This window comes from Labedella gwakjiensis (genome assembly GCF_003014675.1).
GTDB lineage: Bacteria > Actinomycetota > Actinomycetes > Actinomycetales > Microbacteriaceae > Labedella > Labedella gwakjiensis.
Genome location: NZ_PYAU01000001.1, coordinates 2,432,291 through 2,447,920 on the forward strand (window position 1 = coordinate 2,432,291; position 15,630 = coordinate 2,447,920).

Consider the following 15,630-nt stretch of genomic DNA (forward strand, 5'->3'; position numbering starts at 1 on the left):
TTGTCCTCGGCGCGCCGAGGACTACAAGGGTCTCGACTGTGCGCCCGGAGCGATTAGGCACCCGCTCCGACTGTGTGTGTATGGTGTGCCTGAAGAAAGGACCCCTGTGGCCACCACCAAGAAGCTCGTGATCGTCGAGTCCCCGACGAAGATGAAGTCGATCGCGGGGTACCTCGGCGACGACTACGAGGTGCTCTCGAGCGTCGGACACATCCGGGACCTCGCCGAGCCGAAGAACCTCCCGGCCGAGCTCAAGAAGGGTCCGCTCGGCAAGTTCGCCGTGGACGTCGACAACGGCTTCGAGCCCTACTACGTGGTCTCGGAGGCCAAGAAGAAGACGGTCGCCGAACTCAAGCGGGCTCTGAAGGACGCCGACGAACTCTTCCTCGCAACTGATGAGGACCGGGAGGGCGAGGCGATCGCCTGGCACCTCCTGCAGGTGCTGAAGCCGAAGGTGCCCGTTCACCGCATGGTGTTCCACGAGATCACGAAGGACGCGATCCTCGCAGCCAAGGACAACACGCGCCAGCTCGACGAGTCCCTCGTCGACGCCCAGGAGACCCGGCGCATCCTCGACCGCATCTACGGCTACGAGGTCTCGCCCGTCCTCTGGCGCAAGGTCGGCCCGAGTCTGTCCGCCGGCCGCGTCCAGTCCGCCGCGACCCGCCTCGTCGTGGATCGCGAGCGCGAGCGCCTGGCCTTCGTCGCCGCCTCCTACTGGGACATCACCACCACAGCTACTCCGGGCAGCGAGACCGACGCCTTCGAGGCGCGCCTCGTCAGGCTCGACGGCACGCGCGTCGCAACGGGACGCGATTTCGACGACAAGGGAACGCTCACCGCGAAGGTGACGACGCTCGACGAGCAGTCCGCCAGCCTCCTTGCGAGCGCCCTCGCGGCCGACAGCTCGGGCGTGCACGTGTCGAAGCTCGAGACCAAGCCGTACTCGCGTCGACCGGCTGCACCCTTCACGACGTCGACGCTCCAGCAGGAGGCCGCGCGCAAGCTGCGCTTCTCCGCGAAGCAGACGATGAGTGTGGCGCAGTCGCTGTACGAGAACGGGTACATCACCTACATGCGTACCGACTCGCCCTCGCTCTCCGGGCAGGCGATCAACGCGGCTCGCGCGCAGGCCGTCGAGCTCTACGGCGCCGACTCCATCCCGGACAAGCCCCGCGTCTACACGGGTAAGTCGAAGGGCGCCCAGGAGGCGCACGAGGCCATCCGTCCCTCGGGTGAGAACTTCCGTTCGCCGTCCTCGCTCTCCAGTGCGCTGCGCGGGAACGACTTCCGGCTTTACGACCTCATCTGGAAGCGCACCGTCGCGAGCCAGATGGCCGATGCCAAGGGCCAGACGGCCACCGTCACGATCGAGGCCCCCGTGCCCGAGGCCGCACGCAGCGTGGCCTCGCTCGCGGAGTTCACGGCCGCCGGAACCGTCATCACGTTCCGCGGCTTCCTCGCCGCCTACGAGGAGGGCAAGGACGAGGAGCGCGTCGCCGACCCGTCGAAGCGCGAGGCGAAGCTCCCCGAGCTCACGGAGGGTCAGTCGCTCACCCTCACCGAGGTCGATGCGAAGGGCCACGAGACCTCCCCGCCGCCGCGCTACACGGAGGCGAGCCTGGTCAAGGCCCTCGAGGAGCTCGGCATCGGTCGTCCCTCGACGTACGCCGCCATCCTCTCGACGATCATGGATCGCGGATACGTGAGTCAGCGCGGCCAGGCACTCGTTCCGAACTGGATCGCCTTCAGCGTGGTACGGCTGCTCGAGGACCACTTCTCCGAGCTCGTCGAGTACGACTTCACGGCGTCGATGGAGGAGGACCTCGACGAGATCGCGGCCGGTCGCCGCGACCGGCTCGACTGGCTCACGTCCTTCTACTTCGGGAAGGACGCGCACCGCGGACTCCGCCAGGTGATCGACAACCTCGGCGAGATCGATGCTCGCGAGATCAACTCCGTGCACCTCACGGACGACATCACCCTGCGCATCGGCCGGTACGGCCCGTACCTCGAGGTCGCTGACCCCGACGGCACACCCGACGCGGAGACCGGCGTCGTGCCGCCTCGTCGCGTGAACGTTCCGGAGGACCTCGCGCCCGACGAGCTCACCGCCGAGAAGGCGCGCGAGCTCGTCGACGCACCCGTCGTGGGCGACCGCGTCGTCGGCGTCGACCCCGAGAACGGCAAGGAGATCGTCGTCAAGACGGGACGATTCGGCCCCTACGTGACCGAGGTCGAACCCGAGGTCGCATCGGAGCCCGACGAGGCGCCGCTCGCCGACGCGAAGACGGGCGAGATCATCGAGCCGGCCCCGGCCGCCTCGAAGACCGCGACGAAGGCGAAAGCCCCTGCGAAGGGCAAGGCGAAGGCCCCGGCGAAGTCCGCGGCACCTAAGCCGCGTACGGCGTCGTTGTTCAGCTCGATGTCGCCGGAGGAGATCGACATCGAGACCGCGCTCAAGCTGCTCTCGCTGCCGCGCGTCGTGGGCACGGACCCGGAGTCGGGTGCCGAGATCACGGCGCAGAACGGTCGCTACGGCCCCTACCTCAAGAAGGGCACCGACTCCCGCTCGCTCGACTCAGAGGACCTGATCTTCGACATCGAGCTGCCCGCGGCGCTCGAGATCTTCGCTCAGCCGAAGTACGGAGCCCGTCGCGCGAGCTCGGCCCTGAAGGAGTTCGAGGCCGACCCCGTGAGCGGCAAGCCGATCCGTATCCGCGACGGTCGCTTCGGTCCGTACGTCACCGACGGCGAGACCAACGTGACGGTGCCGAAGTCAGAGAAGCCCGAGGACATCACGTTCGAGCAGGCCGTCCAGATGCTCGCCGACAAGCGGGCGAAGGGGCCGGCCAAGAAGCCTGCTCGCAAGGCTCCCGCCAAGAAGCCGGCAGCCCGCAAGGCCCCGGCGAAGAAGAAGTGACGACGGAGGTCTCGGGCGAGGGTCTCTGGATCACCCTCGAGGGAGGCGACGGCTCGGGTAAATCCACCCAGGCCGCCCTCCTCGAGGAGTGGCTCGTCGGTCGAGGTCGCACCGTCCTCCGCACGCGCGAGCCGGGCGGTTCCGACGTCGGCGTCGCCATCCGCGAGATCGTGCTGCACCACCGCGGCGACATCGATCCGCGAGCGGAGGCGCTGCTCTACGCCGCCGATCGGGCCCACCACGTGGCCACCGTCGTCCGGCCGGCGCTCGAGCGAGGTGAGGTCGTAGTCCAGGACCGCTATCTCGACTCGTCCGTCGCCTACCAGGGGGCCGGTCGTGTGCTCGACGCGGAGGAGGTGCGGTCGCTGTCGCTCTGGGCGACCCGCGACGCGCTGCCCGATGTGACGATCCTCCTCGACCTCGACGAGACGGCCGCTCGCGCTCGACTCGACCGGTCACGCACCCGGTACGACCGGCTCGAGGCCGAGAAGGCCGACTTCCACGCGCGGGTCCGCGCGGCGTTCCTCGAGCTCGCCAGCGCTGAGCCCGAGCGGTTCCTCGTCGTCGACGCCTCCTCGCCCGTCGAGGAGATCTCCGCTGCGATCCGCGACCGCGTCGCAGCAGCCCTCCGCGACTGACCCCCCCCCCCGTCGTCCGGTGTCGGACGTCCGGGCTACGCTTGAGCCGTGACGGTGTGGACGGAGATCACGGGCCAGCGCGACGCTGTCGCAGAGCTCGCCCGCGCCTCGTCGATCTCCCCGAGCTCGGCCGTCGTCGACGACGCCCAGCCGCCCGTGCTCGATCCAACCGTTGACGACGCGCCCACCGCCTCCGCCAACGCCAGTTCCATGACGCATGCGTGGCTCATCACCGGTCCACCGGGATCCGGGCGTTCCAACCTCGCGTACGCGTTCGCTGCGGCGCTCATGAGCCCGGACGGCCTCGGCGACGAGCAGACGATCCGGCAGGTGAACGCCCGCACGCACCCTGACCTCGGCGTGCTCGCGACGGAGAACGTGTCATTCAAGATCGAGGACGTCCGCCGATTCGCGACGAGCTCCTACTACTCCCCATCCGTCGGGCGCTATCGGGTCATGGTCGTCGAGGATGCCGACCGCATGACGGAGCGCACGTCGAACGTGCTGCTGAAGGCTCTCGAGGAACCGCCCGTGCGCACCGTGTGGATCCTCTGCGCACCGAGCGACGCCGACATGCTCCCCACTATCCGCTCGCGGGTTCGCACGGTCCGGTTGCGCATCCCCGACGTCGCCGAAGTGGCCGACCTCATCGCCCGCCGCGATGGCGTGGACGACGCAACGGCGGAGCAGGCGGCACGGCTCGCCCAGAGTCACATCGGCATGGCCCACCGCCTCGCCACCGATCCCGATGCGCGCCGGCGTCGCGACGACACGGTACGCACGGCCCTCGGCATCCGCTCCGTGGGGGGAGCGGTTCTGGCCGCCGCCCGCATGATCGAGGTGGCGACGGATGACGCGAAGGCGTACACGGCGTCGCGCGACGCCGAGGAGCGCGAGAGTGCACTCCGCTCCCTCGGTGTGGAGCCCGGGCAAGCGGTGCCTCCAGCCCTCCGCTCCCAGTTGAAGGCGCTCGAGGACGATCAGAAGCGTCGCGCCACGAGGTCCCTTCGCGACGGCATCGACCGCATCCTCATCGACCTCCTCTCGGTGTTCCGAGACATCGTCATGGTTCAATTGGGACGACCCGCGGCCGTCATCAATCGCGAGTTCGGGGACGAGATCGCTCGCGCAGCCGCCGCGACCACTCCGGCCCGAACGCTCGAGACCATGGACGAGATCGCCGTGGCCAGGAAACGTATCGAAGGGAACGTCGCGCCGGCCCTCGCCCTCGAGGCGATGCTCGTCTCGGCCGTCCGGTGAGGAACGACATGCAACGCACACGCCGCCGCTCGCTGATCGCCGTCGGGGCGCTCGCCGCGGCCCTGACGATGACGCTCTCCGGGTGTGTGACCGCGTTCTTCCCGAAGGAAGCCGCGTCGCAGACCTCCACTCCGGCTCCCGTCGCCGACGACCTCGACGCCGAGCTGCGTCCCTTCTACGAGCAGCAGCTCAGCTGGGAGGCATGCGCGGGGGACGGCTTCGACTGCGCCACCGTCACGGCCCCCATGGACTGGGAGAACCCGTCAGACGGGGAGATCGAGCTCGCCATCGTCCGCCAGCGCGCCCTGAACGGCAACGCCGTCGGTTCGCTCCTGATGAACCCTGGAGGCCCGGGCGGCTCGGGTTATGACCTCGTCGCGGACAGCGTCGACTTCGCCGCGGGCGACGCCCTTCAGCAGAACTTCGACATCGTCGGATTCGACCCGCGGGGCGTCGGCCGTTCGGCCCCCGTCTCGTGCCTCGACTCCGCCGACATGGATTCCTACCTCTACGACCTTCCGCAGAACGAGACGGGCAGCGATGCCTGGATCGCGGAGGTGGGAGAGAGCTCCGCTGCCTTCAACCAGGCCTGTGCGGACAACACCGGGGAGTCGCTCGAATTCGTCACCACCGTGAGCGCAGCTCGCGACCTCGACCTCCTCCGTGCGGTGCTCGGCGACGAGAAGCTCAACTATCTCGGATACTCCTACGGGACGTTCCTCGGCGCGACGTACGCGGAGCTCTACCCCGACACCGTCGGTCGACTCGTCCTCGACGGCGCCATCGACCCGTCGGCCTCCATCTCGGACGTCAACGAGGCCCAGTCGATGGGCTTCGAGAGCGCGCTGTCGGCGTACCTCGAGGACTGCCTCGGCTCGAGTGACTGCCCGTTCGACGGCACGGTCGACTCGGCGAAGCAGGACATCGCCGACCTCCTCGCCTCGGTGCAGGCGTCGCCCCTGCCGGCATCCGACGGCCGCCAACTCGGCTCGTCCACGCTCCTCACCGCCATCATCTACCCGCTCTACTCGGCGGACAGCTGGCCGTACCTGTCCCAGATGTTCGACCAGACCATGTCGGGCGACCCGACCTACGCGTTCTTCTTCGCCGACCAGTACAACGGGCGCGACGAGCAGGGCAACTACATCAACAACCAGACGGAGGCGTTCACGGCGTACAACTGCCGCGACTACACCTTCGACGCGGACGTCGACTCGATGAGGCAGAAGGCGCAGGAACTCGCCGAGGCGGCCCCCGTGATCGGGCCCTACATGGGCTACGGCGACATCGGATGCTCTACGTGGCCGTATCCGGAGCAGGCGGAGCGCGCCGAGATCCACGCGGAGGGGGCCGACCCCATCGTCGTCATCGGAACGACGAACGACCCGGCCACGCCGTACGCGTGGGCCGAGGCGCTCGCCGATCAGCTCGACAGCGGGGTCCTCGTCACCTACGAGGGTGAGGGTCACACGGCCTACAACAAGGGCTCCGACTGCGTGAACGCCGCGGTCGAGTCGTACCTCGTGGACGGCACCGTCCCGGAGGACGGGCTCGACTGCTCCTGAGCGCAACGCCCGCCACACAGGGCCGCCGCTCGTTTTCACGATCAGGCTCCGACACGCTACGATTGTTCACTGTGCGATGCAGCGCCCGGCAACGGGGACATGCATCGTGCAACGCCGCCTTAGCTCAGTTGGTAGAGCGATTCACTCGTAATGAATAGGTCGTCAGTTCGATTCTGACAGGTGGCTCCACAGGGTCTTTCAGAATCAACTGCCCGCCGGGGTCTTTCAGGATCGACGGCTCGCCGGGTCTTTCAGGGCCAATGGCCCGTCCGGTGATGACGTCTGTGGTCTGCCGGGCTTTCCGCCCCGCTTCTTTGGTGGGGCGAGGGTTCCGGGTTCCCCGTTCGACGCGTACGGTATGGGCATGACGCCCGACCGCATCGCCCTGCTCACGCAGTTGCGACGGGCGCGCGACCGCATCGATCGCGAATTCGCGCAGCCGCTCGACGTCCCCACGATGGCAGCGCACGCGTACATGTCACCGGCGCATTTCTCCCGCCAGTTCAAGGCGGCTTACGGTGAGACTCCCTACGAGTACCTCATGACCAGACGCGTGGAGCGGGCCATGCGTCTCCTGCGTGCGGGTATGAGCGTGACCGATGCGTGCACCGCCGTCGGGTGCACATCGCTCGGCTCCTTCAGCTCCCGGTTCTCCGAACTCACGGGGGAGTCGCCGAGCAGCTATGCGCGTCGCGAGCACGGCGCCGTGTCCGCGATGCCGTCCCGGCTCGCGCACGCCGTGACCCGCCCCCGCCGCACTCCGTCGGTCGCCGACCCTACGCTCATCGGGCAGGATCGGAGAAGCACCGCCGCGTCGCCTCGCCGTACCGTGAACGCATGATCTCCCTCAGATACTGCGCCATCACCGTCAACGACGTCGACGAGTCGATCGTCTTCTACCGGGACGCCCTCGGCTTCGAGGTGCGGAACGACGTCTCGTCGGGTGAGTTCCGCTGGGTCACCCTCGGCGCGGGCTCCGACCCGGCCGCAGCGGAGCTCGTGCTCTCGGCCCCGCACGCCGGTCGTTCACAGGCGGACGGTGACGCCGTCCAGGAACTCCTCGTGAAGGGTGTGCTCGGCTTCTTCGTGTTCCAGACCGACGACGTCGACGCGGCCTTCGAACGCGCCCGTGCTGCGGGAGCCGACGTGCTCCAGGAACCGATCGATCAGCCGTGGGGTCCCCGCGACTGCGCGTTCCGTGACCCCTCGGGCAACACCATCCGTATCAACCAGGCCGCCTGACCGCCGACACCCGCACCAAAAAGATTGCGATACGGCCCGAAAACTCGTGCTGTATCGCAATCTTAATGGGGTGGGGGGGTCAGAACTCGGTGTGGCCGAGGTCGGCGGTGGGGCGGAACGCAAGGACGCCCGTCGTGGTGCCGGTCTCGAAGATGACGATCTCGTTGGTGCCGACACGCAGGACGGGAGCGGGAACGCGCAGCGTGTGCTGTGGTCCGCGCGACCAGTAGCGGCCGAGCGGGAATCCGTTCACCCACGCCGCGCCCTTGCCCCAGCCGCTCGAATCGAGGTGGAGATCACCCACGGCGGAGACCTCGACCGTGCCCACGTGGAACGCCGGTCCGACGGCGGGCTCCGCGGCGCGGGTCGTGTTCGTCCCCGCGACGTCCGGATCCTCCACGAGACCGAGGTCGCGCGCGGGATCGTCGAGCGCGAGCGGCAGCACGGACCACGGGCCGACGCTCTCACCGCCGACGGTCACAGGGCCGATGAGGCCCTTCGGCTCGCCGATGCGGACGCCGTAGTTCACGCGCCCCTGGTCCTCGACGAGGACCTCGACTCGGCGGGAGCCCGCCCCGGGGAGCACGATCGCGTTCTCGTGCGCGTCGCGGGACAGGACGCCGACGGGTGAGCCGTCGACGAAGACCTGGGCGCGGTCGCGCACCTCCTCGCATGCGAGGACGACGGGGCCGCTGGTATCGATGTCGAGGCGGTAGAGAACGTACCCGGAGTAGTGCCCGATCTCATCCATCGTCGGGGCGTCGTCGTGATGCGTCCAGCCGTCGACGCGGTCCACGACGGCGGAGAGCGGCACGACGCGATCGATTCCCGCCCTGTCCACGACCCCGATCGCCGGCCCGGCGGGGGTCTCCGTCGGCACCTCCGTGTAGCGGGAGAGGACCTCGCGGAACGCCCAGTACTTCGCCGTCGGGGCGCCGCTCTCGTCGAGGAGGGCGTCGTAGTCGTAGCTCGTGACCGTGGGCTGGTAGACGCCCTTGTCGTTCGCGCCGTTCGTGAAACCGAAGTTGGTGCCGCCGTGGAACATGTAGATGTTGACGGAGGCCCCGGCGGCGAGGAGCGTGTCGAGTTCGCCTGCCGCCTCGTCGACCGGTGTCGTGTGGTGGTGCGCTCCCCAGTGGTCGAACCAGCCGATCCAGAACTCGGACGACATGAGTGGACCCGTCGGCTGGTGCCGGCGGAGCGTCGCGAGGCGCTCGGTGGCGCGCGACCCGAACGATCCCGTGCGGTGGAGCTCGGGGAGGCTGCCGCGGGACAGCATCTCGTCGGTGGGCTGGTCGACCGTGATGAACGGGACGGTCAGTCCGATCCCGCGGTTCATCTCGATGAGGGCCCGCAGGTAGTCGGCGTCGTCGCCGTAGGCGCCGTACTCGTTCTCGATCTGCACGAGGACGATCGGTCCGCTCCTGTCGATCTGCCGCGGGACGAGAACGGGCGCGAGGTGATCGAAGAAGGTCGCGATCGCGGCGAGGAACCGCGGCTCGTTGCGCCGCACGCCCGTCTCGCCGTCGATGAAGAGCCACGCGGGCAGCCCGCCGCCGTCCCACTCCGCGCAGATGTACGGACCGGGTCGGACGATCGCGTGCATGCCCTCGGCGGCGACGTCGTCGAGGAAGCGGCCGAGGTCGAGTCGCCCGTCCAGATCGAACGTGTCGGGAGTGCGCGCGTGCAGGTTCCATGGCACGTACGTCTCGATCGTGTTGAGCCCCAGGAGTCGCGCGGCTCGGATGCGGTCGCGCCACTCGTCCGGGTGCACGCGGAAGTAGTGCAGGGCTCCCGAGAGGATGCGGTGCGGTTCGCCGTCGAGCAGGAAGTCGGCGTCACCGATGCGGAAGTCAGCCACGGGGTGCCTCCTGGGCGGTCGGGCGGAGCGAGATGGCCGACCAGGAGAGCGCCGGCAGCTCGACACTGACGCGCGAGTCGGCGCCCTCGTGGACGACGCGCACGCCGCCGAGTGGTGCCATGCCCACGGGCTGGTCGTCCTGGGTGTTCCGGGTGTGCCGATCCGCACCGGCCGGGGTGTGCAGCGTCTCGGCGCTCGCGAGCTCGAGGTGCGATCCGCGTACGAGGAGCTCCACAGGAGAGGATGCGTCGGTCGAGCGATTGGTGACGAAGACGGCGAAGGTCCCGTCGTCGCTCATCGTCACAGCCGTGTCGAGCACGGGGACGGCGCCGTACCGCGAGGTCGCGACCTCCGGGGCGTCGACCGTCGCGCGGACGACCGTTCCAGAGGCGAGGGCCGCCGTGCGCTGGAACGGGAAGAAGGTGGTCTGCCGCCACGCGGGGCCGCCTGGCTCCGTCCGGATGGGGGCGATCACGTTGACGAGCTGTGCGAGGTTCGCCATCGTCACGTGGTCGACGTGACGCAGGAGGGAGGAGAGCAGCGAGCCGACGACGACGGCGTCGGTCACGGAGTACTCGTCCTCGATGAGGCGGGGTGCTTCGGGCCAGTCGCCCGTCATGACCACGTCCTTGTCGACGTCGTTCCAGCGCGAGAGGTACCAGACGTTCCACTCGTCGACGCTGATGCCGATGGGGCGTTCGATGCCCTGCTCGGCGCGCACCTCTTCGACGATTCCGACGACCTGCTCGATGAAGCGGTCGAGGCCGACGGCGGAGGCCAGGAAGCTGTCGACGTCGCCGTCGAGCTCTTCGTAGTAGGCGTGGAGGGAGATGTGGTCGATGAGTCCGGCGGTGTGGCGGAGCACGGTGCGCTCCCACTCTCCGAAGGTCGGCATGTCGGCGCTCGAGCTTCCGGCCGCGACGAGCTCGACGTCCGGGTCGATGAACCGCATGACGCGTGCAGCCTCTGCGGCGAGCCGGCCGTACTCGTCGGCCGTCTTGTGTCCGATCTGCCAGGGACCGTCCATCTCGTTGCCGAGGCACCACACGGAGACGCCGAAGGGGGCGTCGGCCCCGTTGGCCCGCCGGCGCTCCGAGAGGGCCGTGCCCTTCGGGTGGTTGATGTACTCGAGTACGTCGGCCGCCTCGGCGACGCCGCGCGTGCCGAGGTTGACGGCGTAGACGAGCTCGAGGTCGACGGACTCCGCCCAGTCGGCGAACTCGTGGAGGCCGACGCGGTTGGTCTCGAGGCTGTGCCACGCGGCGTCGAGACGCACGGGGCGCTCGTCGACGGGGCCCACACCGTCCTCCCACCGGTAGCCCGAGACGAAGTTGCCGCCGGGGTAGCGGGCCGTCGTCGCGCCGAGCTCGCGAACGAGGTCGGCGACATCGGAACGGAACCCGTCGGCACCGGCCGCCGGGTGACCCGGTTCGTAGATGCCGTCGTAGACGCTGCGACCCATGTGCTCGACGAACGTGCCGAAGAGGCGACGGGGGACGGGGCCGACCACGTCGGTCGGGTCGATGGTGATCGTGCTGGGGGTCACTGGGAGGTCTCCTCGAGAGGTGGCGTGAAAAGTGCGGCGGCGGACTGAGCGCCCGCCGCCGCACCGGGGATTCCAGGTGGGGACTACTCCACCGTGAAGCCCTGCTGGTTGCCGTACTCGACGAGCTGCTTCTGCCACTCCTCGAGACCGGCGTTGATGTCGGAGCCGTTCACGTAGGCCTGGCCGACGGTGTCGCCGTAGATGCTGTTGGCGTAGACCTGGTAGGGCAGGTACTGCCATCCGGACGGCACGTTCTTCGACGCGTCGACGAGGACCTCGTTGATCTTCTGACCGCCGAAGTATTCGGGGGCCGCTGCGAGGAAGTCGTCCGACTCGAGGTCGGCCGTGGTCGACGGGAATCCGCCGGACTCGAGGAAGACGGAGATGCTGTCCTCGTCGTTGTTGAGCCACTTGAGGAAGCCGGCCGCGAGAGCCTGGTTCTTGCTCTGCTTGAGCACGACCTGGCCGCCGCCGCCGTTCTCGGCGGTCACCGGGGTGCCGTCGTAGGTCGGCATGGGCGCGACGCGCCAGTCACCGGAGGCGTCGGCCACCGAGGACTCGAGCACGCCGGGCATCCAGGCGCCGGTCAGGAGCGTCGCGATGGTGCCGTCTCCGAGGCCCTTGTACCACTCGTCGCTCCACCCGGGGGTCTGCGAGAGGAGGCCGCCCTCGTTGAGCTCGTTCCAGGTGTCGGCCCACTTCTTCGAACCCTCGTCCTGGAGGTCGATCGACACGTTCGTGCCGTCGGCCGAGAAGGGCGTGCCGCCGGCCTGCCAGATCATGCTGGTGGTGAAGCCGGAGTCACCCGTGTCGGACGTGATGTACGAGTCGGGGCTCTTCTCGTGCAGCGTCTTCGCCGCGGCGATGTACTCGTCCCACGTGGTGGGGACGGTGAGGCCGTTCGCGTCGAACACGGTCTTGTTGTAGAACATGGCCATGGGGCCGGAGTCCTGCGGGAGGCCGTAGAGGCCGCCGTTGACGTTGACCGAGCTCCAGGGACCGGGGCTGTAGTCGTCCTCGAGGTCGGCGAATCCGTAGGCCGTGAGGTCGACGAGGGCGTCGGCGAGGGCGAACTGGGGGATCGCGTAGTACTCGACCTGCGCGACGTCGGGCGCACCGGATCCGGCCGTGATGGCGTTCTGGAGCTTGGTGTACTCCTCGGTGTTGGTTCCGGCGTTGACGAGCTTGACGTCGACGTTCGGGTATTCCTTCTCGAACGCCGCGACCTGCGCCTCGGCGGATGGGGTCCAGCTCCAGTACGTGAGCGTGCCCCCCTCCTCGAGCGCGGTCTCGATGTCGGACGCGTCGCCCGACGCGCCGCCGCCACCCTGGTCGGACGAGCAACCGGCGAGGGCGAAGCCGGCGGCGAGTCCGACGGTGACGACCGCGGCAGCGGTGCGCGTCGAGCGCCTCCTGATGATGCTGGACATGCTGTTTCCTTTCGAATCACTTCGTTGTGCGGGGGAGCCGGGAATCCCGGTGGTCTGTGTCATCGTGCGGGGCTACTGCTTGACGGCTCCGGCGCTGAGGCCGGACTGCCAGTAGCGCTGGAGGATCAGGAACGCGATCACGATCGGGACGATCGTGAGGAGCGCTCCCGTGATGACGAGGTTGTAGATGGGCTGCGCAGCGACACCCGTGGCCTGCGCGCTCCACTGGCTGAGGCCGACGGTGAGCGGGTACCACGTGGGCTCGCTCAGCATGATGAGGGGCAGGAAGTAGTTGTTCCACGTGGCGACGACGGCGAAGAGCAGCACGGTCACGATGCCGGGGGCGAGAAGCCGCAGCGAGATCGTGAAGAAGGTGCGGAACTCGCTGGCCCCATCCATGCGGGCTGCCTCGAGCAGCTCGGTGGGAACGGCCTCGTTCGCGAACGTCCACATGAGGTAGAGGCCGAACGGGCTGATGAGCGACGGGAGGATCACGGCCCACGGCGTGTTCGTGAGGCCGAGCTGGCTGAACATGAGGAACGTGGGAACGGCGAGTGCGGTCCCGGGGACGGCGACGGCTCCGAGCACGAGGGCGAAGACGACCTTCCGTCCGGGGAAGTTGTACTTCGCCATGCCGTATCCGGCGGCGGTCGCGAGGAAGGTCGCCCCACCCGCTCCCACGACCACGTAGATGAGCGTGTTCCGGAACCACTGCAGGAAGACGCCGTCGCGGTAGGTGAGCGTCTCGACGATGTTGTCCCAGAGCGAGAAGTTCGGGCCGAACCAGAGGCCGAACGTGGAGAACAGTTCGCCCTGGCCCTTGGTCGCGTTGATGACGAGCCAGGCGAGCGGGACGATCGAGTAGATGACGAAGATCGCCATGACGACCGTGAGCAGGATCGAGCGCTTCTTGCGTGGGTCGCGGGAGCGGCGCGTCCGGGAACGGCCGCGCGAGGCCGTAGTGATGGACTCGGTCGCCGTGGGGGCTGGGCGGGTGATGGCGGTCATGATCAGCGGAGTTCCTGTCGTGAGCCACGGACCTGGACGATGTAGGCGATGATCGCCGTGATCACGCCCATCACGATCGCGACGGTGGCGGAGTAGTTGAACTGCTGTCCGGCGAAGGACAGGTTGTAGGCGTACATGTTCGGGGTGAAGAAGCTCGAGATCACATTGGGGGCGAGCTTCTGCAGCAGGTTCGGCTCGTTGAAGAGCTGGAAGCTGCCGATGATGGAGAAGATCGTCGCGATCACGATCGCGCCTCGGAGGGCAGGCAGCTTGATGCCGAAGACGATCCGGACCTCGCCGGCCCCATCGATCTCGGCGGCCTCGTAGAGCTCCCCGGGGATGACCTTGAGGGCCGAGTAGAAGATCAGCATGTTGTAGCCGAGGAACTCCCACGTGACGATGTTGCCGATAGAGGCGAGGATCCAGTCCTTCCCGAACGGCTCGAGGATCGTCGTGCCGAAGAAGTCGTTGATGTTGCCGGCGAGGCCGAACTGGTCGCCGTAGATGAAGCCCCAGATGAGGGCGGCGACGACGCCGGGGACGGCGTAGGGCAGGAAGATCAGGATGCGGAAGATGCCGGCGCCGCGGAGTCGCGAGCTGTCGATGGCGAGGGCGGCGCAGAGGGAGAGCACGAGCATGATCGGCACCTGCACCACCAGGAAGAGGGTGACGCGGGCGAGCGACTCCCAGAACTTCTGGTCCTGGAAGAGCTGCGTGTAGTTCGACAGTCCCGCGAACACCGTGCCGCCGATGAGCTGCTGGCGGAAGAGGCTCAGGACGATCGCGTAGACGACGGGGGCCACGAGCACGGCGAGGAACACGATCATGAAGGGGCCGACGAACCCCCAACCACGCCAGTCGCGTTTCGCGCGTGTTCGCCGCGGGGGTCCGCTCACGAGAGGGGTCGTTTGAGCCATCGGGTCACTTCCTTGTGGGTCGGCCAAGATGTTTGCGCCAACATCGTCGAGCGAGACACTAGCATGTTGACGTAAACATGCGCCACTCTCGCGTGTTGGAGGGAACTCGATGGGACACGATGCAGTGAACGCGAAGCCGCGGCGGAGTCGGCGCGCGCCGTCGATGCTCGATGTGGCGAAACACGCGAACGTCTCGACGCAGACCGTCTCCCGCGTGTCGAACGGGCTGACGAACGTCGACGAGAACACGCGGGCCCGCGTCATCGAGTCGATGCAGGAGCTCGGCTACCGCCCGAACGGTGCAGCGCGCGCCCTCAAGAGCGGCCGTTTCCACTCGATCGGCGTCATCACCTTCACCCTCGCGACCGTCGGCAACATGCGCACGCTCGAGGGCATCACGACGCGCGCCGCCGCCGCCGACTACACCGTGACGCTCATCTCGATCCCCCCGACCGTCGATGCCGTGTCGGGCGCCTATTCGCGACTCACGGCGCAAGCCGTCGACGGCGTCGTGATCGTGTTCGAGGCCCGCCTGCTCGACGAGGGTGTCATCACGCTGCCCCCCGGCCTGCCCGTCGTCGTGGTCGACTCGAACGGCGGGCCGGAGCACCCCGTGATCGACACCGACCAGTTCGACGGGGCGTCGCGCGCGACCGAGCACCTCCTCGATCTCGGCCACGAGACCGTGTGGCACATCGCCGGCCCGGCCGATTCGTTCTCCGCCGTGCACCGCCTCGCGGCATGGCAGGAGACCCTCGAGCGCCACGGGCGCAGGGTCCCGCCGGTGATCCACGGTGCGTGGACCACGATGTCGGGTTACGAGGCCGGGCGGGAGCTCGCCGCCAGGGACGACGTCACGGCCGTGTTCGCCGCCAACGACCAGATGGCGCTCGGTCTCCTCCGCGCCCTCCACGAGGCCGGGCGCGATGTACCGGGCGAGGTGAGCGTCGTGGGCTTCGACGACATCGACGAGGCGCAGGGCTTCTGGCCGCCGCTCACGTCGGTGCACCAGGACTTCGCCGCCGTGGGCTCGGCCGCCGTCGACTCCCTGCTCGAGCGCATCGATGGCGGCGCCGTCCGCGACAGGGTGACGCTCGTGCAGACGGAGCTCGTCGTGCGGTCGAGCACGGCCCCGCCTCCCGTCCGCTGATCGCCGCAGGACAGGGGGAGGAGTGAGGGCGTGAGGCCCCACGACGGTCCTCACGCCCCGCTCGACGATCGGTGCGACAGATGGGTCGTC

General features: G+C 68.4%; 12 protein-coding genes and 1 tRNA gene. 8 read left to right on the forward strand and 5 right to left on the reverse strand.

Annotated elements, in window-relative coordinates; translation table 11 throughout:
* Positions 1-106: 106 nt before the first annotated feature.
* From topA to CLV49_RS11525, 7 genes are all read left to right on the forward strand, one after another.
* Positions 107-2,923, forward strand: a complete 2,817-nt coding sequence (gene topA, locus CLV49_RS11495; protein WP_106563668.1) for a type I DNA topoisomerase — start codon at positions 107-109, stop codon at positions 2,921-2,923.
* A complete protein-coding gene (gene tmk / locus CLV49_RS11500) occupies positions 2,920-3,561 on the forward strand; it encodes a dTMP kinase (protein ID WP_106563669.1) in 642 nt (213 codons plus the stop codon). Before topA ends, tmk begins: the two co-directional genes overlap by 4 nt.
* A gap of 48 nt (positions 3,562-3,609) precedes the next feature.
* A complete protein-coding gene (locus CLV49_RS11505; protein ID WP_106563670.1) occupies positions 3,610-4,821 on the forward strand; it encodes a DNA polymerase III subunit delta' in 1,212 nt (403 codons plus the stop codon).
* Between the two features lie 8 nt (positions 4,822-4,829).
* On the forward strand, positions 4,830-6,386 hold the full coding sequence (locus tag CLV49_RS11510; RefSeq protein WP_106563671.1) for an alpha/beta hydrolase: 1,557 nt from the start codon (positions 4,830-4,832) through the stop codon (positions 6,384-6,386).
* Positions 6,387-6,499: 113 nt separating this feature from the next.
* Positions 6,500-6,575: transfer RNA gene (locus CLV49_RS11515), tRNA-Thr, on the forward strand.
* A gap of 169 nt (positions 6,576-6,744) precedes the next feature.
* Entirely contained in the window at positions 6,745-7,227 is a 483-nt protein-coding gene (locus CLV49_RS11520) for a helix-turn-helix transcriptional regulator (protein ID WP_424978411.1), read from the forward strand.
* Entirely contained in the window at positions 7,224-7,628 is a 405-nt protein-coding gene (locus CLV49_RS11525) for a VOC family protein (RefSeq protein ID WP_106563672.1), read from the forward strand. Before CLV49_RS11520 ends, CLV49_RS11525 begins: the two co-directional genes overlap by 4 nt.
* Positions 7,629-7,707: 79 nt before the next feature.
* Here the strand turns inward: CLV49_RS11525 and CLV49_RS11530 are convergent, their stop codons facing one another.
* The 5 genes from CLV49_RS11530 to CLV49_RS11550 all read right to left on the reverse strand — a co-directional run bounded on the left by CLV49_RS11530 (position 7,708) and on the right by CLV49_RS11550 (position 14,390).
* On the reverse strand, positions 7,708-9,489 hold the full coding sequence (locus tag CLV49_RS11530; RefSeq protein ID WP_106563673.1) for a glycoside hydrolase family 35 protein: 1,782 nt from the start codon (positions 9,487-9,489) through the stop codon (positions 7,708-7,710).
* A complete protein-coding gene (arfA, locus tag CLV49_RS11535) occupies positions 9,482-11,035 on the reverse strand; it encodes an arabinosylfuranosidase ArfA (RefSeq protein ID WP_208019789.1) in 1,554 nt (517 codons plus the stop codon). Before arfA ends, CLV49_RS11530 begins: the two co-directional genes overlap by 8 nt.
* 83 nt (positions 11,036-11,118) lie before the next feature.
* A complete protein-coding gene (locus tag CLV49_RS11540) occupies positions 11,119-12,465 on the reverse strand; it encodes an ABC transporter substrate-binding protein (protein ID WP_106563674.1) in 1,347 nt (448 codons plus the stop codon).
* A 72-nt stretch (positions 12,466-12,537) separates the two neighbouring features.
* Positions 12,538-13,473 (reverse strand): carbohydrate ABC transporter permease, encoded by a 936-nt coding sequence (locus tag CLV49_RS11545; RefSeq protein ID WP_106563675.1) that lies wholly within the window; start codon positions 13,471-13,473, stop codon positions 12,538-12,540.
* A 2-nt stretch (positions 13,474-13,475) separates the two neighbouring features.
* Positions 13,476-14,390 (reverse strand): carbohydrate ABC transporter permease, encoded by a 915-nt coding sequence (locus CLV49_RS11550; protein WP_106563676.1) that lies wholly within the window; start codon positions 14,388-14,390, stop codon positions 13,476-13,478.
* A 109-nt stretch (positions 14,391-14,499) separates the two neighbouring features.
* Between CLV49_RS11550 and CLV49_RS11555 the strand changes: the two genes are divergently transcribed.
* Positions 14,500-15,540 (forward strand): LacI family DNA-binding transcriptional regulator, encoded by a 1,041-nt coding sequence (locus CLV49_RS11555; RefSeq protein WP_106563677.1) that lies wholly within the window; start codon positions 14,500-14,502, stop codon positions 15,538-15,540.
* Positions 15,541-15,630: the final 90 nt, after the last annotated feature.

Coding starts and splice junctions, on each gene's coding strand:
- CLV49_RS11510 (WP_106563671.1), top strand. CDS start 4,830: ATGCAACGCACACGCCGCCGCTCGCTGATCGCCGTCGGGGCGCTCGCC.
- CLV49_RS11520 (WP_424978411.1), top strand. CDS start 6,745: ATGGGCATGACGCCCGACCGCATCGCCCTGCTCACGCAGTTGCGACGG.
- CLV49_RS11525 (WP_106563672.1), top strand. CDS start 7,224: ATGATCTCCCTCAGATACTGCGCCATCACCGTCAACGACGTCGACGAG.
- CLV49_RS11540 (WP_106563674.1), bottom strand. CDS start 12,465: ATGTCCAGCATCATCAGGAGGCGCTCGACGCGCACCGCTGCCGCGGTC.
- CLV49_RS11545 (WP_106563675.1), bottom strand. CDS start 13,473: ATGACCGCCATCACCCGCCCAGCCCCCACGGCGACCGAGTCCATCACT.
- CLV49_RS11550 (WP_106563676.1), bottom strand. CDS start 14,390: ATGGCTCAAACGACCCCTCTCGTGAGCGGACCCCCGCGGCGAACACGC.
- CLV49_RS11555 (WP_106563677.1), top strand. CDS start 14,500: ATGGGACACGATGCAGTGAACGCGAAGCCGCGGCGGAGTCGGCGCGCG.